The 24,655-nt window shown below is 53.2% G+C and carries 17 protein-coding genes, 2 tRNA genes and 3 rRNA genes; 9 read left to right on the top strand and 13 right to left on the bottom strand.

Features of this window, described 5'->3' with window-relative positions:
- The first annotated feature begins 65 nt into the window (after positions 1–65).
- Together KGP26_RS02060 and KGP26_RS02055 are read left to right on the top strand one after the other, a co-directional pair.
- A complete protein-coding gene (locus tag KGP26_RS02060) occupies positions 66–689 on the top strand; it encodes a TetR/AcrR family transcriptional regulator (protein WP_223664958.1) in 624 nt (207 codons plus the stop codon).
- Positions 690–725: 36 nt separating this feature from the next.
- A complete protein-coding gene (locus tag KGP26_RS02055) occupies positions 726–1,259 on the top strand; it encodes a metal-dependent hydrolase (RefSeq protein WP_223664957.1) in 534 nt (177 codons plus the stop codon).
- Between the two features lie 69 nt (positions 1,260–1,328).
- Here the strand turns inward: KGP26_RS02055 and KGP26_RS02050 are convergent, their stop codons facing one another.
- Positions 1,329–2,591: a hypothetical protein gene (locus tag KGP26_RS02050; RefSeq protein ID WP_223664956.1), complete on the bottom strand. Its 1,263-nt coding sequence runs from the start codon at positions 2,589–2,591 to the stop codon at positions 1,329–1,331.
- A 116-nt stretch (positions 2,592–2,707) separates the two neighbouring features.
- On the bottom strand, positions 2,708–4,024 hold the full coding sequence (gene gltP, locus KGP26_RS02045; RefSeq protein ID WP_021808073.1) for a glutamate/aspartate:proton symporter GltP: 1,317 nt from the start codon (positions 4,022–4,024) through the stop codon (positions 2,708–2,710).
- A gap of 885 nt (positions 4,025–4,909) precedes the next feature.
- Between gltP and acs the strand changes: the two genes are divergently transcribed.
- From acs to KGP26_RS02025, 4 genes are all read left to right on the top strand, one after another.
- A complete protein-coding gene (acs, locus tag KGP26_RS02040) occupies positions 4,910–6,868 on the top strand; it encodes an acetate--CoA ligase (RefSeq protein ID WP_223664955.1) in 1,959 nt (652 codons plus the stop codon).
- A gap of 191 nt (positions 6,869–7,059) precedes the next feature.
- Positions 7,060–7,371, top strand: a complete 312-nt coding sequence (locus tag KGP26_RS02035) for a DUF485 domain-containing protein (protein ID WP_021182245.1) — start codon at positions 7,060–7,062, stop codon at positions 7,369–7,371.
- Complete coding sequence (gene actP / locus KGP26_RS02030; protein ID WP_021808071.1) at positions 7,368–9,020, top strand: cation/acetate symporter ActP; 1,653 nt, start codon at positions 7,368–7,370, stop codon at positions 9,018–9,020. The genes KGP26_RS02035 and actP overlap by 4 nt, the downstream gene beginning before the upstream one ends.
- Before the next feature lie 291 nt (positions 9,021–9,311).
- On the top strand, positions 9,312–10,403 hold the full coding sequence (locus tag KGP26_RS02025) for an IS4 family transposase (RefSeq protein ID WP_223664561.1): 1,092 nt from the start codon (positions 9,312–9,314) through the stop codon (positions 10,401–10,403).
- A 304-nt stretch (positions 10,404–10,707) separates the two neighbouring features.
- On the opposite strand, the gene rrf is transcribed toward KGP26_RS02025, so the two are convergent.
- From rrf to KGP26_RS02000, 5 genes are all read right to left on the bottom strand, one after another.
- A 5S ribosomal RNA gene (gene rrf, locus KGP26_RS02020) occupies positions 10,708–10,823 on the bottom strand.
- A gap of 102 nt (positions 10,824–10,925) precedes the next feature.
- A 23S ribosomal RNA gene (locus KGP26_RS02015) occupies positions 10,926–13,833 on the bottom strand.
- 219 nt (positions 13,834–14,052) lie between these two features.
- Positions 14,053–14,128: transfer RNA gene (locus tag KGP26_RS02010), tRNA-Ala, on the bottom strand.
- A 108-nt stretch (positions 14,129–14,236) separates the two neighbouring features.
- Positions 14,237–14,313: transfer RNA gene (locus KGP26_RS02005), tRNA-Ile, on the bottom strand.
- A gap of 75 nt (positions 14,314–14,388) precedes the next feature.
- Positions 14,389–15,929 (bottom strand): 16S ribosomal RNA (locus KGP26_RS02000).
- The 16S, 23S and 5S rRNA genes sit together here with 2 tRNA genes alongside, the layout of an rRNA operon.
- Positions 15,930–16,590: 661 nt before the next feature.
- On the opposite strand from KGP26_RS02000, the gene purH reads away from it, so the two are divergent.
- Both purH and purD read left to right on the top strand, forming a co-directional pair.
- Positions 16,591–18,180, top strand: coding sequence for a bifunctional phosphoribosylaminoimidazolecarboxamide formyltransferase/IMP cyclohydrolase (gene purH, locus KGP26_RS01995; RefSeq protein WP_179249379.1), 1,590 nt, complete (start codon positions 16,591–16,593; stop codon positions 18,178–18,180).
- A 49-nt stretch (positions 18,181–18,229) separates the two neighbouring features.
- Positions 18,230–19,513, top strand: a complete 1,284-nt coding sequence (gene purD / locus KGP26_RS01990; protein ID WP_209555371.1) for a phosphoribosylamine--glycine ligase — start codon at positions 18,230–18,232, stop codon at positions 19,511–19,513.
- 50 nt (positions 19,514–19,563) lie between these two features.
- On the opposite strand, the gene KGP26_RS01985 is transcribed toward purD, so the two are convergent.
- The 6 genes from KGP26_RS01985 to nudC all read right to left on the bottom strand — a co-directional run bounded on the left by KGP26_RS01985 (position 19,564) and on the right by nudC (position 23,946).
- Positions 19,564–20,202 (bottom strand): DUF1481 domain-containing protein, encoded by a 639-nt coding sequence (locus tag KGP26_RS01985; RefSeq protein WP_021808055.1) that lies wholly within the window; start codon positions 20,200–20,202, stop codon positions 19,564–19,566.
- A gap of 67 nt (positions 20,203–20,269) precedes the next feature.
- Positions 20,270–20,545 (bottom strand): nucleoid-associated protein HU-alpha, encoded by a 276-nt coding sequence (gene hupA, locus KGP26_RS01980; protein ID WP_021182173.1) that lies wholly within the window; start codon positions 20,543–20,545, stop codon positions 20,270–20,272.
- 189 nt (positions 20,546–20,734) lie between these two features.
- Positions 20,735–21,325, bottom strand: coding sequence for a YjaG family protein (locus tag KGP26_RS01975; protein WP_021808056.1), 591 nt, complete (start codon positions 21,323–21,325; stop codon positions 20,735–20,737).
- A 51-nt stretch (positions 21,326–21,376) separates the two neighbouring features.
- Positions 21,377–22,060, bottom strand: coding sequence for a deoxyribonuclease V (nfi, locus tag KGP26_RS01970; RefSeq protein ID WP_223664954.1), 684 nt, complete (start codon positions 22,058–22,060; stop codon positions 21,377–21,379).
- Positions 22,061–22,076: 16 nt separating this feature from the next.
- Complete coding sequence (gene hemE, locus KGP26_RS01965) at positions 22,077–23,141, bottom strand: uroporphyrinogen decarboxylase (RefSeq protein ID WP_021808058.1); 1,065 nt, start codon at positions 23,139–23,141, stop codon at positions 22,077–22,079.
- Between the two features lie 37 nt (positions 23,142–23,178).
- Positions 23,179–23,946, bottom strand: coding sequence for an NAD(+) diphosphatase (gene nudC / locus KGP26_RS01960; RefSeq protein ID WP_059201909.1), 768 nt, complete (start codon positions 23,944–23,946; stop codon positions 23,179–23,181).
- Positions 23,947–24,047: 101 nt separating this feature from the next.
- On the opposite strand from nudC, the gene rsd reads away from it, so the two are divergent.
- Positions 24,048–24,563, top strand: a complete 516-nt coding sequence (gene rsd / locus KGP26_RS01955) for a sigma D regulator (RefSeq protein WP_223664953.1) — start codon at positions 24,048–24,050, stop codon at positions 24,561–24,563.
- The last annotated feature ends 92 nt before the right edge of the window (positions 24,564–24,655 follow it).

Genomic DNA, 24,655 nt, shown 5'->3' with positions numbered 1-24,655 from the left:
ATATACCAACAGTAAGTTACCACCGGTAAGTTACCTTTAGTATATAACGCTGTCAACGGGTAAACATGGCTATGGTCTCCAAACCACATTCGCGAGTTCGGCTATCGAGAGAAGAGCGTTATCAGCAGTTGCTGGCAACCGCATGGGAAATCATTCATGAAGAAGGCACCGAAGCGCTGACGCTCGGCCATCTGGCAGAACGCTCGGGCATCACCAAGCCGGTCGTGTATGACCATTTCACCAACCGTTCGGGCCTGTTTGCCGCGCTATATCAAGAATTTGATTATCGTCAAACCGCGCGGATGGATGAAGCCATCCAAAATACCCAACCGGAGCTGGAGGCCTTAGCCTCGGTGATTGCCACTTCCTACATTGAGTGCGTGCTGCTGCAAGGCCGTGAAATGCCTAGCGTCATGGCTGCACTAGCCGGTACGCCCGAGCTTGAGAAAATCAGGAATGATTACGCCGTGGTGTTCATCGAGAAATGCCGCCAACTCTTTGCCCCCTTCTGCTGCGATAACCAGCTTCAGGACGCCGCACTATGGGGTATGCTCGGCTCTGCGGAAGGGTTGTCCTACGCCACCAGCTGTGGCGCGATTACGGCAGCCCAGGCAAAGGAAGAGTTATTCAGCATCATTATTTCGATGGTGCAGCGAAGTGGCGATCGGCCCGATATGGCTATGCCATAATAAGCACAGTGTTGCCCCTCATCATGGAAGAGAGTTATGCCGACGATCGTTACCCACGCCGCAGTGCCGTTATGTCTTGGTTTAGGGTTGGGCCAGAAAATCATACCGCCCCGCTTGCTGCTCGCGGGCGTGATACTGTCTATGCTGCCGGATGCCGACGTATTAGCGTTTAAATTCGGCGTGGCTTACGGCAATCAGTTTGGCCATCGCGGTTTCACGCATTCACTGCTGTTTGCGTTCCTGATGCCTAGCTTGGCACTGCTGTTCTACCGCTGGTTCAAGACTAACCCCGTCAAGACCTGGTTATTCCTGTTTATCTCGCTGTTATCCCACAGTTTGCTGGATTCGGTGACCACCGGGGGCAAAGGCGTCGGCTGGCTATGGCCATGGAGTGATGAGCGTTTCTTTGCGCCTTGGCAGGTGATCCGCGTAGCGCCGTTTAGCCTCGAGAAATACCTGACTCCTGCTGGGCATGCGGTGATCATGTCGGAATTACTGTGGGTTTGGTTGCCAGGTGCCATCTTGATGATCGGCATGATAGCGCTGCGTAAGTTCATGCAGCGCCAGTGAGAGATTGATTAGATAGGCGGGCGCAGCATGCAGCGCCCCGCTGTGAGCCGGTTAAGGTTTGTAAGCGGCTTAACCGACAAAATCAATTCTGGTCAGCATCAACGTCCCTTGCTGTAGAGTAAACTCCACACGCATTCCCCCTTCACAAACCTCTGACAGCCCAGGGATCATCAGGTTTGAGCCAGTGCCGATAAATACAGCGAGCGTTCCACCCTCAAAATCCCCCGATCCGACCGAATCGCAGGTGCCTTCAACCAACACTTTCTTAGTCCCATCATTGTAATAGAACTGCCCGTCCTCCTCGGCTGGGAAGTATTTTCTGGCTTGCTCCAAAGGGGTTAATGAGTTCACCCGGAAATCAGTCACCTGCTTTTTAGCGAGATTGACACCCAGCAGCGGTATTTCCTTCAAGCCATCCCTGATTTGCTGCGCATAGTGGTCAAACAGTGCAGGGGTAATGCTCTGTTGATGTTCATCAGGCGTTCCTGCCAGAAAGGTATCAGCGACGTTCTCAAGCGGGAAGACAATATGCGCCTTTAAATAGGCCATATCCGCCGTCTTGACCGCCTGTTGGAATAGCTGGAACTGAGTGAGCATCTCAACCTTGATGCCATCATCGATCTCCTGAACGAGTGGCTGATTCACCGCTTCCAGCAACTTTTGTTCGGTGATCGCCGCGGCAGGCCCACTGAAGCTACACTTCTCCACCGTCTTGCTTTCAACCATCAGCGCCTGCCACTCTGCCTTGCCATCTTTGGCCATAATGGCATCGTAGTAATTCATCCCTTGCCGATCCTGGCTCTCTTCCCCTTCCAGCCGCCCGCAGAAATACGCCATCTTGCCGGTTGTGCACAGGTGAGAAACCACAAATCTGGGTTGGGTAATAGCCCCTTGATAACTGCGCCGGACCGCATCAAGCAACGGCTTACGCTCGGCATCATAAAGACCGACGTTTTGGCACCCGCTCGCAGCGGGTTCATCTTGAAGAGTACTATGGCATTGGGCCTGCGCTGGTGAGTCGACATAAGAGTCAAAATTGCTCACCGTCGTCCAGAAGCCTTCCGCTGACTGCTGCAATTCTCGATCGTAGACCACCGTCTTGCCGTTAATTTTGGCGCTACCGCTGCCATCATTGGTTTTGGCAGTGGCACAGAAATACGCCTGCGAGCCGGAAACGCTCAGTTGTTTAACCACAAACTGGATATCGGTGGGATAGCCGATATTGGCACGCATCTGATCCAGAATGACACGCCGTAGCGGATCGTTGGCATCCAGCGTCTGCCCTTGAACATAGGGGGATAACAACACCAGCAACAGCGCATATCTTTTCATTGGGTAAATCTCATCCTGAGCAGACCTTACAGAGAGCGCTAGTATTGGAACAATTTGGCCATCATTCAATAAAAAACCCGCCAACGGCGGGTTTTGAGAAAAAAAGAGGGAGTTACTTAAGCCTGATTGGCAGGGGTCACTTTACTGGCCAGGAACTCCTGTTCGTAGGCCAGCGACTTTTTACGGTCGAACTGATGTTCCCATTTGGCAATCACCAACACCGCCAGCGCATTGCCCACCACGTTCAGAGCCGTACGCGCCATATCGAGGATACGGTCAACGCCGGCGATAAACGCCAAACCTTCCAGCGGAATACCTACGCTGCCCAAGGTCGCCAACAGCACCACAAAGGAGACACCCGGCACACCGGCAATCCCTTTTGACGTCACCATCAGCGTCAGCACCAGAATGATCTCTTGCCCCAGCGACAGCTCAATACCGTACAGCTGTGCAATAAAGATGGCGGCAATACTCTGGTACAACGTAGAACCGTCCAGATTGAAAGAGTAGCCGGTAGGTACCACAAAGCTGGTGATGGATTTTGGCGCGCCGTAGGCCTCCATCTTTTCGATAATACGCGGCAACACGGTTTCCGAACTGGCCGTTGAGTAAGCCAGGATCAGCTCTTCTTTCAAGATGCGGATCAGCGTCCAGATACGCAGGTTACACAGCCGTGCAACGGCCCCCAGAACCACCAAACCAAAAAAGGCAATAGCGAAATAAACCAGCACTACCAGTTTGGCCAACGGCAAGAGCGAAGCGAAACCGAAGTTGGCAACCGTGACCGAGATCAGACCAAACACCCCAATAGGGGCGTAACGCATGATCATGTGTGTCACCTTGAACATGCTCTCGGCCACCGCTTTGAACACCTTCAGCAGCGGCTCTTTGGTCTCCTTCGGCAAGGAAGACAAGCCCAGGCCAAACAGCACCGAGAAGAAGATGATCGGCAGCATGTCGCCTTTGACCATCGACGAGAACACGTTAGAAGGAATTAACGAAAGGATGGTGGCCACCAGGCTATGTGAGCCGCTTTGCACCTGTTCCGTCGTTTTTTCATACTGTGAGATATCGACCGCGGTCAGCGCCGACATGTCGATGCCGTGCCCGGGTTGAAAAACATTAGCCAATGTCACACCCACGATGATGGCGATGGTGGTGATCACTTCAAAATAGATAATGGTTTTCAATCCAATACGGCCCAGCTTTTTGGTATCACCAATACCGGCAATACCGACGATCAGCGTGGAAATAACAATAGGCACCACGATCATCTTGATCAAACGAATAAAGATATCACCGGCGGGGCTCAATATATTACTGACCATCCAGTCACGCGATTCCGTTTGATTATGCAGCACTGCGCCCAAGATAATACCCAATACCAACGCGATCAGGATTTGCCAGGCCAGGCTGATTTTTACATTTTTCATACCCAAAAAGTCCTCAAAGACTCCGTACCAACGTGTTAAACACACCTAGGCTCCGGAAGGAATACTTAATCATTTATTACAGGCTTATGTTTGTGAACCTCTACGCCAACTGCCCTTGGTGTAACGCAGTATAAATCTGTACCATCTGAAGGCGGGCTTCTGCAAGCCTTGTTTCATCTCGATTTTGTCCGTTTCACCAGCAAAAAACCAACAAACAAAAAACGAATCGCAACATAATTACTTGTTCTAAAAAACATAATTTTAGCTTGAGCAGAACAACAGCCCATTGGATAGGACGATTTTTAATCCAAATAAAAGTGCGTGATTTGTCATTGCATTTGCATATTTAGTCTGAAATTATGTTTATATATTGTTAACAAAAAGTTTTGTAAAAGAAAATAAACTCCTCACATGCCCCCTTTAACAGACTAAGATAACTCTCAATATGATTCACACAACTAATAAATGATCGCAAAATCATTCACCAAACATCTTATTTGTATTTTCAAGAAAACAGACATAATAAAGACAGATAAAATAAGCCTCCGATAGGTTGCTGCTAACAATGGCGCTAAGTATTTATAGCAGCCATTAATAAGATCAGATCTGCTGTAAAATATAACCTTGGCCTTATTGTTTCTGGCACCATCAAGCCGATATCTCGCGCTATATTTTTAGTTATCTAAAAACTTTTTTAACAGAAATACGCCCATTCCCGTCTTTTCACCGTCAACCAAACAGTTACACAACACAATTACGACAGTAACTATTACAAATCAACATCTTCGTTGCGTGATCTGCCGCCCAAAAAAGAAACAAACCGTCATGGCAAACTATACTTAACCATCAGTTGACATATCATTAACAATTCTAAGGAGAAAAACCATGAGCCAACTGCACAAACACGCCATTCCTTCTGCAATTGCAGATCGTGCCCTGATTAATCCGGAGCAATACCAGCAGTATTATCAACAATCTGTACAAGACCCAGCGGCATTCTGGGGCGAGCACGGCAAGATCCTCGATTGGATCAAGCCCTATACCTCAGTGAAGAACACCTCCTTCGATCCCGGCCACATCAGCATCCGCTGGTTTGAAGACGGTACCCTTAACCTGTCAGCGAACTGTCTGGACCGCCACTTGGTCGAACGCGGCGACCAAACCGCCATCATCTGGGAAGGTGACGATCCTACCCAATCAGCCAAAGTGACTTACAAACAGCTGCATCACGATGTCTGCCAGTTCGCCAACGTGCTGAAAAAGCTCGGGGTGAAAAAAGGCGATGTGGTGGCCATCTATATGCCAATGGTGCCTGAAGCCGCCGTCGCCATGCTGGCCTGTGCGCGCATTGGCGCCGTGCACTCGGTGATCTTTGGGGGCTTTTCCCCAGAAGCCGTAGCGGGTCGTATTATCGACTCCAACGCCAAACTGGTGATCACTGCTGATGAAGGGCTGCGTGCTGGCCGCGCAGTACCGCTGAAAAAGAACGTCGATGATGCGCTGAAGAACCCAGGGGTGAAAAGCGTCAACAACGTGGTGGTTTTCCAACGCACCGGCAAGCCGGGGTACTGGCAAGAAGGGCGCGATCTCTGGTGGCATGAGCTTACCGAAGGCGTATCTGCCGACTGCCCACCGGAAGAGATGAACGCGGAAGATCCGCTGTTTATCCTCTATACCTCAGGCTCAACCGGCAAACCGAAAGGCGTGGTGCATACCACTGGGGGCTATCTGGTTTACGCCGCACTGACCTTCAAATACGTCTTTGATTACCATGATGGCGACGTCTATTGGTGCACCGCCGACGTGGGCTGGGTTACCGGCCATAGCTACCTGTTATATGGCCCATTGGCCTGCGGTGCCATTACGCTGATGTTTGAAGGCGTGCCGAACTACCCAGGCGTAAACCGTCTGTCGCAGGTAGTGGATAAGCATCAGGTCAATATCCTGTATACCGCACCAACGGCAATTCGCGCCCTAATGGCCGAAGGCGATAAAGCAATCGAAGGCACCAAACGCGATTCGCTGCGCATTATGGGTTCCGTGGGTGAGCCGATCAACCCAGAGGCCTGGGAGTGGTATTACAACAAGATTGGTAACGCCAAATGCCCGATCGTTGATACCTGGTGGCAGACCGAAACCGGTGGCTTCATGATCACCCCGCTACCAGGTGCTACCGAGCTGAAGGCTGGCTCCGCCACTCGCCCATTCTTTGGCGTGCAACCTGCATTGGTCGACAATATGGGCACCCCGCAGGAAGGCGCCTGTGAAGGCAACCTGGTGATCACCGATTCTTGGCCGGGTCAGGCGCGGACCCTGTACGGTGACCATGACCGCTTCGAGCAAACCTACTTCTCTACCTTTAAAGGTATGTACTTCAGCGGTGACGGCGCACGCCGTGACGAAGATGGTTATTACTGGATCACCGGCCGTGTCGATGACGTGCTGAACGTTTCCGGCCACCGTCTGGGCACCGCCGAAATTGAATCCGCATTGGTATCCCACCCCAAAATTGCCGAGGCCGCGGTGGTGGGTATTCCGCATAACATCAAGGGCCAGGCGATTTATGCCTATATCACCCTGAATCATGGGGAAGAGCCAACGCCGGAACTGTATGCCGAAGTGCGTAACTGGGTGCGTAAGGAAATCGGGCCGATTGCCACGCCTGACATTCTCCATTGGACCGACTCTTTGCCAAAAACGCGGTCTGGCAAAATCATGCGGCGTATTCTGCGCAAAATTGCCGCCGGTGATACCAGCAACCTGGGGGATACCTCAACGCTGGCGGATCCGGCTGTAGTCGAAAAACTGTTGGAAGAGAAACAATCAATGAAAGTTCCATCCTAATCCGCGCTGCCTCCGGCCGTTCATCTGCCATACGCAGCTGAACGGCCTGTATACCTGAAAGCTTTCAACTGCAGTAAAGCCGATCCCAGACATTTGGCTGGGATGGGTCAAGGCGGCCCGCAGAGCGCCAATTTGCCAGCTGGAAGGGTATCGCGTGGCGTACTTGTTCAATACCTATTGGAGAAACTCGGATGAATGAAGATATTTATCAAAGGATTGAAGAAAACCCGCGCTTTCAGGAGCTGGTGCAAAAGCGCAGCCGTTTCGCCTGGCTCCTGTCACTGATCACACTCGCGCTGTACGTCGGCTTTATCTTGCTGATCGCCTTCGATCCTCAGTGGTTGGGGACTCCACTCGGTCCCGGATTAACCATTACCCGTGGGATCCCGGTTGGCGTGGGATTGATCGTGATTTCTTTCGTGTTAACCGGGATCTATGTTTATCGTGCCAACGGTGAATTCGATCGCCTGAATGCTGAAATCCTGCGCGAGGTGAAGCAATGAAGCGCCTACTTTCAGCTACCGCACTGTTGGCCCTGCCAGGCCTAAGCCATGCCGATGCCATTGGTGGTGCAGTACAGCGCCAACCGCTGAACATCCAGGCCATCATCATGTTCCTGCTGTTCGTCGGTGCCACTCTTTATATCACCTACTGGGCTTCCAAACGTACCCGCTCTCGTCAGGATTACTATACCGCTGGCGGGCGCATCACCGGGTTGCAAAACGGCCTGGCTATCGCCGGCGACTTTATGTCTGCGGCATCGTTCCTCGGTATCTCCGCGCTGGTTTATACCTCCGGCTATGATGGGCTGATTTATTCCATCGGCTTCCTGATTGGCTGGCCAATCATTTTGTTCCTGATTGCCGAGCGGCTGCGCAACCTTGGCCGATATACCTTCGCCGACGTGGCCTCTTACCGCCTGCAACAGAAGCCGATCCGCTCACTATCGGCCTGTGGTTCCCTGGTGGTAGTGGCGCTGTACCTGATCGCCCAGATGGTGGGCGCGGGTAAATTGATCCAGCTGTTATTCGGCCTCAATTACCACGTCGCCGTTATCTTGGTCGGCATATTGATGGTGCTGTATGTCCTGTTCGGTGGCATGCTGGCGACCACCTGGGTGCAAATCATCAAGGCCGTGCTGCTGTTGGCCGGTGCCAGCTTTATGGCGCTGATGGTGATGAAATCCGTCAACTTTGACTTCAATACCCTGTTTGCCGAAGCCGTGAAGGTGCATCCGAAAGGGCTTGCCATCATGAGCCCGGGTGGACTGGTCTCCGACCCTATTTCCGCCCTCTCCCTGGGTCTGGCATTGATGTTCGGTACCGCCGGTTTGCCACATATCCTGATGCGTTTCTTCACCGTTAGCGATGCCAAAGAAGCGCGTAAGAGCGTGTTCTATGCCACCGGATTTATCGGTTATTTCTATATCCTGACCTTTATTATCGGTTTCGGTGCGATCCTGCTGGTCAGTGCCAATCCGGCCTTCAAGGATGCCAGCGGCGCATTGCTGGGCGGTAACAACATGGCAGCGGTGCATTTGGCTAACGCGGTGGGAGGGAACTTCTTCCTTGGCTTTATCTCTGCGGTAGCATTTGCCACGATCCTGGCGGTGGTTGCCGGGCTAACCTTGGCAGGGGCTTCTGCGGTTTCTCACGATCTCTATGCCTGCGTCATCAAAAATGGCAAAGCAACCGAGCGTGATGAGCTGAAAGTTTCCAAAATCACCGTGGTGTTGCTCGGGGTGGTGGCTATTGCGCTGGGGATCCTGTTTGAGAAGCAGAACATTGCCTTTATGGTGGGGCTGGCATTCTCCATTGCGGCCAGCTGTAACTTCCCAATCATCATTCTTTCCATGTACTGGTCACGTCTGACCACACGGGGAGCAATGATCGGCGGATGGCTTGGTCTGTTAACCGCAGTGATCCTGATGATCCTGGGCCCAACTATCTGGGTACAGATCCTCGGCCATGCCAAACCGATATATCCTTACGAATATCCTGCGCTGTTCTCTATGCTCGTCGCGTTTATCGGCACCTGGTTCTTCTCTGTGACCGACAATTCGTTGGTTGGGCAGCAAGAGCGCGTGAAATTCCGCGCCCAGTTTGTACGTTCACAAACCGGGCTGGGGATTTCGCAGGGAAGTGCACACTAAGGCGTTCATTTGGGCTGAGGTTGACTCGGCCCTGCTTTAAAGAGTTAGCCTGCTGGGTCTTCTGGCAGGTTAATTTGTCAGAGCGAGTCATACCCTTACCCTCACCCTAACCCTCTCCCACAGGGCTGAGGTATCCCCAGAAAAAAATGAAAGGCACGATGAAGTGTGATCTACTGGTTGCGCTAACAAAACAGAAGAGACCTCATCGTGCCTTTACAAACAGTTTGCCAGAAATTTTTCTCCGCGTCTTTACGTGGTATCCATTCCTTTCGTATTAAGGGACTTACAGATATGGCCGCTGCACTCTGCAACGGCGCTGACCTGACGCTAACCAGCATCGGCCGCATGCTTCCAGGTAAGGCCCACGTCAAAAATAAAATCAAGCGAGCCGATCGAACCCTCGGTAATACCGCTCTTCATCGCGACCTGCCTCGCATCCAGCAACTGCTTACCGGTGCTATCACATCATTGATGCCGTTCTGCGTTATTGCTGTCGACTGGACTGGATGGCACGACAAAAACTGGCACTTGTTGCGAGCCAGCTTGATCTGTAATGGCCGTTCACTGCCGCTGATGAGCGAAGTCGTGCCTGCCAAACTGGCACAAAACAGTCAGGTACAGTGCGCCTTCCTTGACCGCCTGCACGCGGCCATTCCCGCTGGAAAGTCCGTCACGATAATCACGGATGCAGGCTTCAGAACTGACTGGTTCAGGCATATAAGCCAACTGGGTTGGTTTTTTACGGGCAGGGTCAAAGGTGTTATCTGCTTCCGTCCTGAAGGAAGCAAACACTGGATGAAAGTCAGTGAACTTCAGGCAGAAGCCAGCCCCCGGAAAGTCGGCAATGGTGTGCTTGCGCGTAAACCCAAACTCCCTTGCGGTGGCAGCCTTTATCTGCAAAAGCGTCCATCGGCAGGGCGGCATGGAAAAGGGACTGAGTCAAAAACAGAAAAAGAACATAGAAAAAGCGCGCAGGAACCGTGGCTACTGTTCAGCAACGTGGAAGGTCTGGAGCCCGCTCAGATAATGACACTCTATAGCCGTCGGATGCAGATAGAGCAAAACTTCCGCGATGAAAAGAGTCACCGCTTCGGGTATGGGATGAGGTATGGGCGGAGTCAGGGTAAAGGACGCCTGGAGGTGCTGAGTGTAGTGGCGGCCATGGCGAGCCTGGTGATGTGGCTGACGGGGTATATGGCAGAAAAGAAACAACTCCATCGCCATTATCAGGCCAATACGGTGAAAGACAGGAGAGTCCTGTCATATCTGAGGCTTGCCTGGGAGATATTACGAGACCGCCCCATAATAGTGAGAAGGATAAAAATAGTTAATGCGCTGAAAATATTAGGAAAGGAGTACAGTAATATGGTCATGGGATGTTGACCATATTACTGGGGATCACTCAGCCCACAGGGAGAGGGAACCGATCGAGTCCGCTGGTATTCCTCTGAACTTCTTATCTTTCTGATTACTCATCACTGCCGAAACGGCATGAGTTCATCACAGGTTCCGACTTGCCGAAGCTGCACTCGCTTATCCACAACGCCGGACGGCTCCCTCTCCCTCCGCACGGGTGTTCAGTTGTTCTCGGCTGGTACTCTGGGAGAGGGTGGGGGTGAGGGGCATTTCTGTTTCCGACCCATAGCAAAAAGGCCATCCTTTCGGATGGCCTCTTGGCTTATTTGATGCCTGGCAGTGTCCTACTCTCGCATGGGGAGACCCCACACTACCATCGGCGCTACGGCGTTTCACTTCTGAGTTCGGCATGGGGTCAGGTGGGACCACCGCGCTATTGCCGCCAGGCAAATTCTGTTTCATTCTTGGCCGTTACTTTCGTAACCACCAGAACCAATCTCGGAACTTCGCTGAAAATTGTCGTCTACTCTAAAACACCTTTGGTGTTGTAAGGTTAAGCCTCACGGATCATTAGTACTGGTTAGCTCAATGCATCGCTGCACTTACACACCCAGCCTATCAACGTCTTAGTCTTAAACGTTCCTTCAGGGACCTTAAAGGCCCAGGGAAGACTCATCTCGAGGCAAGTTTCGCGCTTAGATGCTTTCAGCGCTTATCTTTTCCGCACTTAGCTACCGGGCAGTGCCATTGGCATGACAACCCGAACACCAGTGGTGCGTTCACTCCGGTCCTCTCGTACTAGGAGCAACCCCTCTCAATCTTCCAACGCCCACGGCAGATAGGGACCGAACTGTCTCACGACGTTCTAAACCCAGCTCGCGTACCACTTTAAATGGCGAACAGCCATACCCTTGGGACCTACTTCAGCCCCAGGATGTGATGAGCCGACATCGAGGTGCCAAACACCGCCGTCGATATGAACTCTTGGGCGGTATCAGCCTGTTATCCCCGGAGTACCTTTTATCCGTTGAGCGATGGCCCTTCCATTCAGAACCACCGGATCACTAAGACCTACTTTCGTACCTGCTCGAGCCGTCACTCTCGCAGTCAAGCTAGCTTATGCCTTTGCACTAACCTCACGATGTCCGACCGTGATTAGCTAACCTTCGTGCTCCTCCGTTACTCTTTGGGAGGAGACCGCCCCAGTCAAACTACCCACCAGACACTGTCCTCACCCCGGATCACGGGGCCGAGTTAGAACATCAAACATTAAAGGGTGGTATTTCAAGGTTGGCTCCATGCAGACTGGCGTCCACACTTCAAAGCCTCCCACCTATCCTACACATCAAGGCTCAATGTTCAGTGTCAAGCTATAGTAAAGGTTCACGGGGTCTTTCCGTCTTGCCGCGGGTACACTGCATCTTCACAGCGAGTTCAATTTCACTGAGTCTCGGGTGGAGACAGCCTGGCCATCATTACGCCATTCGTGCAGGTCGGAACTTACCCGACAAGGAATTTCGCTACCTTAGGACCGTTATAGTTACGGCCGCCGTTTACTGGGGCTTCGATCAAGAGCTTCGCCTTGCGGCTGACCCCATCAATTAACCTTCCAGCACCGGGCAGGCGTCACACCGTATACGTCCACTTTCGTGTTTGCACAGTGCTGTGTTTTTATTAAACAGTTGCAGCCAGCTGGTATCTGCGACTGGCTTCAGCTCCGAGAGCAAGTCTCTTCACCTACGCGCCAGCGTGCCTTCTCCCGAAGTTACGGCACCATTTTGCCTAGTTCCTTCACCCGAGTTCTCTCAAGCGCCTTGGTATTCTCTACCTGACCACCTGTGTCGGTTTGGGGTACGATTTGATGTTACCTGATGCTTAGAGGCTTTTCCTGGAAGCAGGGCATCAACTACTTCTGCACCGTAGTGCATCGTCATCACGCCTCAGGGTTGGTAGCGTTCCGGATTTACCAGGAACACCCCCCTACACGCTTAAACCGGGACAACCGTCGCCCGGCTAGCCTAGCCTTCTCCGTCCCCCCTTCGCAGTAACACCGAGTACAGGAATATTAACCTGTTTCCCATCGACTACGCCTTTCGGCCTCGCCTTAGGGGTCGACTCACCCTGCCCCGATTAACGTTGGACAGGAACCCTTGGTCTTCCGGCGAGCGGGTTTTTCACCCGCTTTATCGTTACTTATGTCAGCATTCGCACTTCTGATACCTCCAGCAAACCTCACAGTTCACCTTCAACGGCTTACAGAACGCTCCCCTACCCAACAACGCCTGAGCGTCGCTGCCGCAGCTTCGGTGCATGGTTTAGCCCCGTTACATCTTCCGCGCAGGCCGACTCGACCAGTGAGCTATTACGCTTTCTTTAAATGATGGCTGCTTCTAAGCCAACATCCTGGCTGTCTATGCCTTCCCACATCGTTTCCCACTTAACCATGACTTTGGGACCTTAGCTGGCGGTCTGGGTTGTTTCCCTCTTCACGACGGACGTTAGCACCCGCCGTGTGTCTCCCGTGATAACATTCTTCGGTATTCGGAGTTTGCATCGGTTTGGTAAGCCGGGATGGCCCCCTAGCCGAAACAGTGCTCTACCCCCGAAGATGAGTTCACGAGGCGCTACCTAAATAGCTTTCGGGGAGAACCAGCTATCTCCCGGTTTGATTGGCCTTTCACCCCCAGCCACAAGTCATCCGCTAATTTTTCAACATTAGTCGGTTCGGTCCTCCAGTTAGTGTTACCCAACCTTCAACCTGCCCATGGCTAGATCACCGGGTTTCGGGTCTATACCTTGCAACTATTCGCCCAGTTAAGACTCGGTTTCCCTACGGCTCCCCTATACGGTTAACCTTGCTACAAAATATAAGTCGCTGACCCATTATACAAAAGGTACGCAGTCACACCACGAAGGTGCTCCCACTGCTTGTACGTACACGGTTTCAGGTTCTATTTCACTCCCCTCGCCGGGGTTCTTTTCGCCTTTCCCTCACGGTACTGGTTCACTATCGGTCAGTCAGGAGTATTTAGCCTTGGAGGATGGTCCCCCCATATTCAGACAGGATGTCACGTGTCCCGCCCTACTCATCGAACTCACAATTAATGCATTTTAGTGTACGGGGCTATCACCCTTTGCTGCGCGACTTTCCAGACGCTTCCACTAACACAAGAACTGATTCAGGTTCTGGGCTGTTCCCCGTTCGCTCGCCGCTACTAGGGGAATCTCGGTTGATTTCTTTTCCTCGGGGTACTTAGATGTTTCAGTTCCCCCGGTTCGCCTCGTATGGCTATGTATTCACCATACGATAGTGTGTCGAAACACACTGGGTTTCCCCATTCGGGTATTGCCGGTTATAACGGTTCATATCACCTTACCGACACTTTTCGCAGATTAGCACGCCCTTCATCGCCTCTGACTGCCTAGGCATCCACCGTGTACGCTTAGTCACTTAACCTCACAACCCGAAGGTGTTTCTGTAAACAGAGACACTGTCGTGCTGTTTATTTGAGAGACTCTATGACAGGTTAATCCTTACCCCAATACTTCTACGGAGGGATAAGTTTCAGCTGTCATGTTTCAATTTTCAGCTTGTTCCAGATTGTTAAAGAGCAAAATACTTCGCAGCATACTGTTGCCAGTACACTCTGAAGTATTATCAAGGACCATATGGATATGGTGGAGCTAAGCGGGATCGAACCGCTGACCTCCTGCGTGCAAGGCAGGCGCTCTCCCAGCTGAGCTATAGCCCCATACAGTCACTTGCAGAAACCTTTATTTACCACTCGCTCAGGCAAGGCATGCTCACTGGACGTTTACGGTGTAAACGTATCGCGTGCAACGCAGCACAAGTGCGAATTTGGTAGGCCTGAGTGGACTTGAACCACCGACCTCACCCTTATCAGGGGTGCGCTCTAACCACCTGAGCTACAAGCCTATAAAGGTATTTCTGCTCGTTACTTTTTCATCAGACAATCTGTGTGGACACTGCACTCGAACACATATCTTTAGGTAAGGAGGTGATCCAACCGCAGGTTCCCCTACGGTTACCTTGTTACGACTTCACCCCAGTCATGAATCACAAAGTGGTAAGCGCCCTCCCGAAGGTTAAGCTACCTACTTCTTTTGCAACCCACTCCCATGGTGTGACGGGCGGTGTGTACAAGGCCCGGGAACGTATTCACCGTAGCATTCTGATCTACGATTACTAGCGATTCCGACTTCACGGAGTCGAGTTGCAGACTCCGATCCGGACTACGACATACTTTATGAGGTCCGCTTGCTCTCGCGAGTTCGCTTCTCTTTGTATATGCCATTGTAGCACGTGTGTAGCCCTACTCGTAAGGGCCATGATGACTTGACGTCATCCCCACCTTCCTCCGGTTTATCACCGGCAGTCTCCTTTGAGTTCCCGCCATTACGCGCTGGCAACAAAGGATAAGGGTTGCGCTCGTTGCGGGACTTAACCCAACATTTCACAACACGAGCTGACGACAGCCATGCAGCACCTGTCTCACAGTTCCCGAAGGCACCAATCCATCTCTGGAAAGTTCTGTGGATGTCAAGAGTAGGTAAGGTTCTTCGCGTTGCATCGAATTAAACCACATGCTCCACCGCTTGTGCGGGCCCCCGTCAATTCATTTGAGTTTTAACCTTGCGGCCGTACTCCCCAGGCGGTCGACTTAACGCGTTAGCTCCGGAAGCCACGCCTCAAGGGCACAACCTCCAAGTCGACATCGTTTACAGCGTGGACTACCAGGGTATCTAATCCTGTTTGCTCCCCACGCTTTCGCACCTGAGCGTCAGTCTTTGTCCAGGGGGCCGCCTTCGCCACCGGTATTCCTCCAGATCTCTACGCATTTCACCGCTACACCTGGAATTCTACCCCCCTCTACAAGACTCTAGCTTGCCAGTTTCAAATGCAGTTCCCAAGTTAAGCTCGGGGATTTCACATCTGACTTAACAAACCGCCTGCGTGCGCTTTACGCCCAGTAATTCCGATTAACGCTTGCACCCTCCGTATTACCGCGGCTGCTGGCACGGAGTTAGCCGGTGCTTCTTCTGCGAGTAACGTCAATGAACAGTGCTATTAACACCGAACCCTTCCTCCTCGCTGAAAGTGCTTTACAACCCGAAGGCCTTCTTCACACACGCGGCATGGCTGCATCAGGCTTGCGCCCATTGTGCAATATTCCCCACTGCTGCCTCCCGTAGGAGTCTGGACCGTGTCTCAGTTCCAGTGTGGCTGGTCATCCTCTCAGACCAGCTAGGGATCGTCGCCTAGGTGAGCCATTACCTCACCTACTAGCTAATCCCATCTGGGCACATCCGATGGTGTGAGGCCCGAAGGTCCCCCACTTTGGTCCGAAGACGTTATGCGGTATTAGCTACCGTTTCCAGTAGTTATCCCCCTCCATCGGGCAGTTTCCCAGACATTACTCACCCGTCCGCCGCTCGTCACCCAGGAGCAAGCTCCTTGTGCTACCGCTCGACTTGCATGTGTTAGGCCTGCCGCCAGCGTTCAATCTGAGCCATGATCAAACTCTTCAATTAAAAGCTTGATTTGCTGACACTGTTCATTAAAGAACGGTGCAGCGATGCTCGAAAATTAACTTTCGTAATCATTCATTCGCATGAATGACTGCTTGGTCACTCTTCAAGACTTGATATTTTTTTGCTACCGAAGTAGCTGGATATCGTCTTGTGAGTGCCCACACAGATTGTCTGATAAATTGTTAAAGAGCAGTGAGTTACGCGCTTTCGCTTGCTAACTCGAGGTGGCGTATATTACGCTTTCCTCTTTCAGAGTCAACCTTAATTTCAGGTTTTTTCTCTGCGACCCCCGGAGACTCTGTGAAGTTGTTCACATGTTCCGTGTCGATGGAGGCGCATTATAGGGAGTTCCACGCAGGCCGCAACAGGTATTTTCAACAAAAAACACCGTTTGCTGCATTCCACAGCAAAACCCGTCCTTATACCCGGTTATGCACTAACTTATCCACAGAACGCATTTGGTCGGAAAATTTACGAGCGCCACGCAAACGTTTTCGCTACAATTCCCCGCGACGAAACAATCCCCGTTTTTATCGGGGCGCTACCTGAATCTGTTCCTGTCCTTCTTTATATAGGAAGAAATCCCCTCTATATAAGAAGCAACAAGGTGGAGATCCACGTAACGCTCTTTTATTGCGACTCAAAGCCAAGGGATAAAACCATGCAACAACCTCGTCCAATCCGCCGGGCCCTGCTCAGCGTGTCCGACAAAGCCGGAATCGTTGAATTCGCCGAAGCCCTCTCCCAGAGAGGCGTCGAATTACTCTCCACCGGAGGCACTGCCCGCCTGCTGGCCGATGCCGGTCTGCCTGTTACCGAAGTTTCCGACTACACCGGCTTCCCGGAGATGATGGACGGACGAGTCAAAACCCTGCACCCGAAAGTGCACGGTGGCATTCTGGGCCGTCGCGGCCAGGATGATGCCATCATGGACCAACATGCGATCCAACCGATCGATATGGTTGTGGTAAACCTGTATCCCTTCGCGCAAACCGTCGCTCGCCCAGATTGCTCGCTGGAAGACGCCGTAGAGAATATCGATATCGGTGGCCCAACCATGGTGCGCTCGGCCGCCAAGAACCATAAAGACGTGGCCATCGTGGTCAAGAGCAGTGACTACGCCGCAGTGATCACCGAGATGGATAACAACAACGGTTCACTGTTGTACCCAACCCGTTTCGACCTGGCGATCAAAGCGTTTGAGCATACCGCCGCCTATGACAGCATGATCGCCAACTACTTTGGTACCCTGGTGCCAGCCTATCACGGTGAAACCGAACAACCTTCCGGCCGCTTCCCACGTACGTTGAACCTGAACTACATCAAGAAGCAGGATATGCGCTACGGTGAAAACAGCCACCAGCAGGCCGCCTTCTATATAGAAGAGAATGTGCAAGAGGCCTCCGTGGCCACCGCCGACCAGTTACAGGGTAAAGCGCTTTCCTACAACAACATCGCCGATACCGATGCGGCGCTGGAATGTGTGAAAGAGTTTGCCGAGCCGGCCTGCGTGATCGTCAAGCATGCCAACCCTTGTGGCGTCGCAATCGGTGAAAACCTGTTTGCCGCCTATGAGCGAGCCTACCAAACCGATCCAACCTCGGCCTTTGGCGGCATTATTGCCTTTAACCGTGAACTGGACGCCAAAACGGCACAGGCAATCATCAGCCGTCAGTTTGTTGAAGTCATCATTGCGCCAAGCATCAGTGCAGATGCCCGCACTCTGCTGGCGGCGAAACAGAACGTACGCGTGCTGGCGTGTGGCCAATGGCAACATCGCGTCGCAGGGCTGGACTTTAAACGCGTCAACGGGGGTCTGTTAGTACAGGATCGCGATCTGGGTATGGTGACCGAAGCCGATTTGCGCGTGGTATCCGAACGCCAGCCAACCGCTCAGGAGCTGCGTGATGCGCTGTTCTGCTGGAAAGTGGCCAAGTTCGTCAAATCCAACGCCATCGTCTATGCGCGCGACAACATGACCATCGGCATAGGCGCCGGGCAGATGAGCCGCGTTTACTCCGCCAAGATCGCCGGGATCAAAGCCGCTGACGAAGGGCTGGAAGTCAAAGGCTCCGCCATGGCGTCTGACGCCTTCTTCCCGTTCCGTGACGGCATTGATGCGGCTGCAGCGGTTGGTATTACCTGCGTGATCCAGCCGGGTGGGTCGATTCGTGATGATGAGGTGATTGCAGCAGCCAACGAACACGGCATCGCGATGATCTTCACCGACATGCGCCACTTCCGCCATTAATCCCTTTTGCTGCGTGCGCTCAATGCGCACGCCGTTTATGGAGCACCTGATGAATATTTTAATTATTGGCAACGGCGGGCGTGAACATGCGCTGGCCTGGAAAGCGGCCCAATCGCCATTGGCAGACAAGGTTTACGTGGCCCCGGGTAATGCGGGTACCGCATTGGAAAGCAATCTGACCAACGTCGATATCGCCCCAACAGATATCCCGGCGCTGGTTGCCTTTGCCAAGGATAACGCCATCGATCTGACCATCGTTGGCCCGGAAGCGCCGCTGGTGATCGGCGTGGTAGATGCCTTCAAGGCCGCCGGGTTGAAAATCTTTGGCCCGTCACAGGCCGCAGCACAGCTTGAAGGCTCCAAAGCCTTTACCAAGGATTTCCTGGCTCGCCACGCTATCCCAAGCGCTGCCTACCAGAACTTTACCGAAGTGGAACCTGCCTTGGCCTACGTACGCAGCCAAGGCGCGCCGATTGTTATCAAGGCAGACGGCCTGGCGGCAGGCAAAGGCGTGATCGTCGCGATGACGTTACAGGAAGCCGAGGACGCCATTCAAGATATGCTGGCAGGTAATGCGTTTGGCGACGCCGGGCATCGCATCGTGATCGAGGAGTTCCTGACAGGCGAAGAAGCCAGCTTTATCGTCATGGTCGATGGCGAGAACGTGGTGCCAATGGCCACCAGCCAGGATCATAAACGTGTCGGTGACGGCGATACTGGCCCGAATACCGGCGGCATGGGTGCCTACTCGCCAGCGCCAGTGGTGACGGATGAAATCCACCAGCGCGTAATGGACCAGGTGATCTGGCCAACCGTGCGCGGCATGGCGGCTGAAGGCAACACCTATGTCGGCTTCCTGTACGCTGGCCTGATGATTGCTGAGGATGGTCAACCCAAGGTGATCGAATTCAACTGCCGCTTTGGCGACCCGGAAACTCAGCCGATCATGCTGCGCCTGCGCTCCGACCTGGTTGAACTCTGCCTGGCTGGTGCCGAAGGCAAGCTGGATGAGATGACTTCCGAGTGGGATGAACGCCCTGCTCTCGGCGTGGTGTTGGCGGCTGGCGGCTATCCTGCGGATTATCGCCAAGGGGATGTGATCTACGGCTTGCCTCAGCAAGAAGATGCCAATGGCAAAGTGTTCCATGCCGGAACGCGTATGCAAGGGAATGACGTCGTGACCAACGGCGGGCGGGTGCTATGCGTTACGGCTTTGGGCACAACGGTGGCTCAGGCTCAGCAGTTAGCCTATCAGCTAGCGGAAGGTATTCAGTGGCAAGACAGCTTCTGCCGCAAGGATATCGGCTACCGCGCTATCGCACGCGAGCAATAACAACTCTTTGAGATACCAGCAGGCTCTGTTCGCAGGGCCTTTTTTATGCGCTAAAGGGTATCTTTGGTGGGTTCCCAACTGCAGAAGTCATTATTTGCCACCAATAACAGCTCACGACCTTCCGGCCCATCCAACCAGGCTACGTTCACTGGCTGACTGCTGTTGGCCGCACGCCGCATGATCCACTCTTCAGCCTGTTGGTCCAAACCCGGCTTCACGACTTCGCCGTTGCACAGCTTCACCGCGCCTTGCTGCCAGTGCCCTTGTAACAGCCGTACTCGACCGGCATTTAGCGCATCGCTCAATTCCAGTATCCGCCGTGCCTGATATTGATAGAGCACAACTTCATCGTTGGAGAGTTTCTGGCGCTGAGTGGCCAGTTGGCGCTGCATAAAGCTGACGGTACCGTTGGCGGTGAAACGCAGTTGAATAGAGTCGCGATCGCCATCCGCATCGTTGCGTTTGATTTGATACAACACGCCGCGTTGATATTCATACAACGTTGTGACGGTACCCGGCCCGCGATAAGGGCTGTAGACACTCAACAGCACCACTGGCCGCTGCTGGCCGTCATCTATCCGCCACACCCGCATTACCCCTTGATCGGCCACAAAGCCGCTGGCGGTAAAGGTTGGCGGGGCTGAACGGAAACTACAAGCACTCAAGGCAGCAACAACCGTAACCGCCATGAGTGCCCGTTGAATAAACAAAAGGGGCGCCAACGCCCCCCTGTTTAAACCTTTCACTAACACGCGATTAAGACTTGACCGCGTCTTTCAGTGCTTTACCAGAAACGAACGCAGGTACGTTAGCTGCTGCGATTTTGATTTCTTTACCAGTCTGTGGGTTGCGGCCAGTGCGCTCGCTACGATGGTTTACCTTGAAAGTACCGAAACCAACCAATTGTACTGCATCACCTTCTTTCAGGGACTCAGTAATGGCAGCCAGGGTAGATTCCAGAGCCAGCTTAGCTTGAGCCTTGGAAAGGTCAGCCTTCTCTGCGATTACATCAATCAGTTGAGTCTTGTTCATAAGTTATCCTTACAGTGTGTTTATCGTTTGCAAAGCATCGAGTGCGACGGATATGCCGATGGACAGCACTCTCCTGCATACACGCACCGATAGCCACTTTTTTTTCGCCCCCCAAATGTAGACCAGACAGGGTGCGGATGTGAAGCCTTAAGGCACGACAAATCAGACGTTAAATCACGTTTTCTTGCCTTATTGCGTTAAATTTATCCCAATGTTACTCACCGCGGCCTCGCGCAGGTCAGATCGTAACCCTTTGATCAGATCCAGATCACGCTCTTCGCAGGCGGCCAACAGGCGGAAAATCTCCCATTGAATGTCCCATTCTTCCTCAACGGCAGGCAAAATTTTCAGCTCTTCGTCGGTCATTTCTTTGCCAGCCTGGGTCATTTCCAACATCGCCACGGTGCGAATTGAGGTTTCGCTGATGGCAATGGCGTGCTCCAACGTCTCTCCGCTGAGGCGCGAATGGATCAATTCCCCTAATGCGATGCAGGCATCGATCGCTGGGTAAACGCCATAAAGATCGTAATCTTCTGCCGACGGGATCGCCTCTTCCAACTTTTCCAGCTGGCTGTCAAAGTTGACCTTGGCGTCTTTCACCACCAGCGTTTCCCAGACCAAGTCCAGGATACGGCGATAAACCGCCGGGTCGCCAAATTCCGTCTGTAGACAGAACATCTGGTAATTCGGGTACATACGCTCGCACAGGCAGGCCATAAAGGTCAAATGCTGCCAGCTTTCCAGCTTTTCTAGGCGTAAATGAATCGGGTTACGTAGCATTGTCTACTCTCTTACTCATTATCTGCCGCGCAGTGTACCCGAAATCGCTCATTACGACACCTCTGGATGCTGCTGTAACCAGCGTACAAAGGCCGGGCGGCGTGAGGCAATGGCATCGGCCCAACGCGTGGGCTCCGGCAAGCGGTAGCCAGCCATGCAGCGTTGTACCCAGGCCAAGGCGCTGTCGGTGCTCACGCGATGGCCCGTGGCGATAAATAACGGATTACAACGCTCTTTGCTTCTCCATACCCATCCCAGCTGTTCGCCCTTGTCCTCCAGCGCGGCCAGCGAGCCAACGGTAACGTCCAGCGGGGAAAATTTACCACATAAACGCTTCTTGGCCACGCCAATGGTCGGCACGTTGACCAGCAGGCCAAAGTGGCTGGCAACCCCCAGGCGTCTTGGATGGGAAATGCCATGGCCATCGACAAAGATCAGGTCGGGCTTCTGTTGCAGCTGCTCCCAGGCAGCAATCAGCGCAGGGTACTCGCGAAACGAGAGAAATCCGGGGATATAGGGCATGGTGGTGCTGATGCGGGCGATCTGATACTCCACCAGCTCGAGTGAAGGATAGCGCAGGATTGCAATAGCGGCGCGTGTTACCGCGCCTTCTTGTTCAAAACCGACGTCCGCACCGGCGATAAACGCCGGTGGGTCTTGCAGAAAATCATCGTTACGAATGACTTCCCCGGCGCGCCTTAGCTGTTCGGCGCGCAGAGCCTGAGTATCGATCACAGCGTCTCCTTGCGGTTTAGCGGTGGTATTTGGCCGACAGCGCATGCACCGCTTCAACGAAGGCCCCGGCATGTTCCGGTGGCACGTCTTGATGAATACCGTGGCCAAGATTGAAGACATGACCTTCGCCCTGGCCAAAACCGGCCAGAATGGTTTCCACTTCCTGGGCGATGCGTTCCGGTGCGGCGTATAGCATGGAAGGATCCATATTCCCCTGCAGCGCGACTTTATCGCCCACACGGCGGCGCGCATCGGCAATATCGGTGGTCCAATCCAGGCCCAACGCATCGCAACCGGTGGCCGCCATCGCTTCCAGCCACTGGCCGCCGCCTTTGGTGAACAGCGTCACCGGCACCCGGCGTCCGTCATTTTCACGCAGCAGGCCATCGACGATTTTATGCATATAGTGCAGTGAGAATTCGCGATAATCACGGCCCGTCAGCACGCCGCCCCAGGTATCGAATACCATTACGGACTGCGCCCCGGCTTTGATTTGGGCATTGAGATACAGGATCACGCTGTCTGCCAGCTTATCCAGCAGCAAATGCAGCGTCTGCGGCTCGGCGTACATCATTTTCTTCAGCTTGGTGAATGCCTTGCTGCTGCCGCCTTCAACCATATAGGTCGCCAACGTCCATGGGCTGCCGGAGAAACCGATCAGTGGCACTTCACCCTTCAATTCACGGCGGATGGTACGCACCGCGTTCATGACATAGCCCAGCTCGTCTTCCGGATCAAATGCAGGCAGCTTCTCTACATCGGCACGGCAGGTGATTGGCGAAGAAAAACGCGGACCTTCCCCGGTTTCGAAATAGAGCCCAAGCCCCATGGCATCGGGAATGGTGAGAATGTCGGAGAACAGGATGGCGGCGTCCAGCGCATAACGGCGCAGGGGCTGTAATGTCACCTCACAGGCCAGTTCGGCATTTTTGCACAGCGACATGAAATCCCCGGCCTGAGCACGGGTGGCTTTGTACTCTGGCAAATAACGACCGGCCTGGCGCATCATCCATACAGGGGTGAGATCCACCGGCTGGCGCAGCAGCGCACGCAGATAGCGATCGTTCTTCAACTCATTCATTTCTTGGGCTCCCTTGATTATCTGCCGCCATTGTACCTTATTCTGCCCGACACAGCGCCACGGTGTCCTCGATCAGGCGGCGCGCCACGGTACCAGGCGGTGGCAGCAGCGGCAGTTGGTCATAGCGATACCAGCCCGCATTGAGCAACTCTTTCGGATCGTGGCGCAGTTCACCGCCCTGATACTCGGCCATAAACGCCATCATCAGCGAATGAGGGAACGGCCAGGGTTGCGAAGTCACGTAACGCAGGTTGGTAATGGCGATATTACTTTCTTCCATCACCTCGCGCGCTACGGCCTGCTCCAGGGTTTCCCCCACCTCCACAAACCCCGCCAGCACGGTATGGATGCCGCCACGGTGGCGCACATGCTGTGCCAACAGGATCTCGTCATTGCGGCGGATGGCGACAATCACGCAAGGGGCAATCTGCGGGTAATAACGTTCGCGACAGTTATCACAAAGGCAGGCGCTTTCGGTACGGCTAAGGTGCATCTCATGACCGCAGTAGCCACAGAACCGGTGCGAGCGATAAAAGTCGGCCAGCTGTACGCCGCGCCCGGCCAGTTGGAACAGGCCACGATCGAGACTGAGCAGTTGCCGCACCGATCCCATCTCTTTCGGCATCGGTTGGCGCACCAGCCAGACCGGTGCCCCCTCCCATTCGCCAATTTGCCGAGCCGGTCGGCCTTGCAAGGAAAATAATGCGGCAGAACCAAACGGCAATTCACCGTTTGGTAACCAAATTTTGCTTTCATGGCTGACGATCCACCAGCCATTTTCGTTACCCGTTAATGCAAGTTCCATATGTTGTTGCACAACCTCTGCTTCACTGGCAATCTAGGAATGCTCTTTGTTACATTTTATTAACTTACCACTTTTTCTTTCTCTTACACACGGAGTCAATCATGCTAAACCGATTGGAAAGCCTGACTCAGCGCGTTGGTGGCAGTAATGAATTAGTCGATCAATGGTTACAGGCCCGCAAACAGCTGCTGGTAGCCTATTGCAGTCTAGTCGGCATTAAACCCAACAAAGAAAAGCATACGCCGCTCAATGAAAAAGCGCTGGAGAACTTTTGCCAGAATCTGGTGGATTATCTTTCTGCCGGGCATTTTCACATTTATGACAAAATTATCAAACAAGTGGAAGGCTCTGCCAGCCCCAAGATGGCGCTAGCCACCAAGTTCTACCCAAAACTACAGGGCAATACTGAAATCGTGATGGCGTTCCATGACCGCTACACCGAAGTCGTTATCGATCAGGACGTGTGTGAAGAACTCAATCAGGCACTGTCAGATATCGGCGAAGCCCTGGCGTCACGTTTCGCTTTGGAAGATCAGTTGATCCAACTGGCGACAGAAACCTGGCAGCAGGGCCAACCGGGCACCACGAATACTGAATCTATGCCTCATCCCGCCTAATTATCCCCCTATAGATTTCAAGTCGTAGCCAGGCGGTCAACAACGCTACGGCTTGAAAGATGACGGGGGAGGGCTTGTGGTTTTTGTTGACC

Source organism: Serratia sp. JSRIV002 (assembly GCF_019968725.1).
GTDB lineage: Bacteria > Pseudomonadota > Gammaproteobacteria > Enterobacterales > Enterobacteriaceae > Chania > Chania fonticola_B.
The sequence above is the reverse complement of the archived record's forward strand: the minus strand, read 5'-3'. Positions and strand labels throughout refer to the sequence as shown.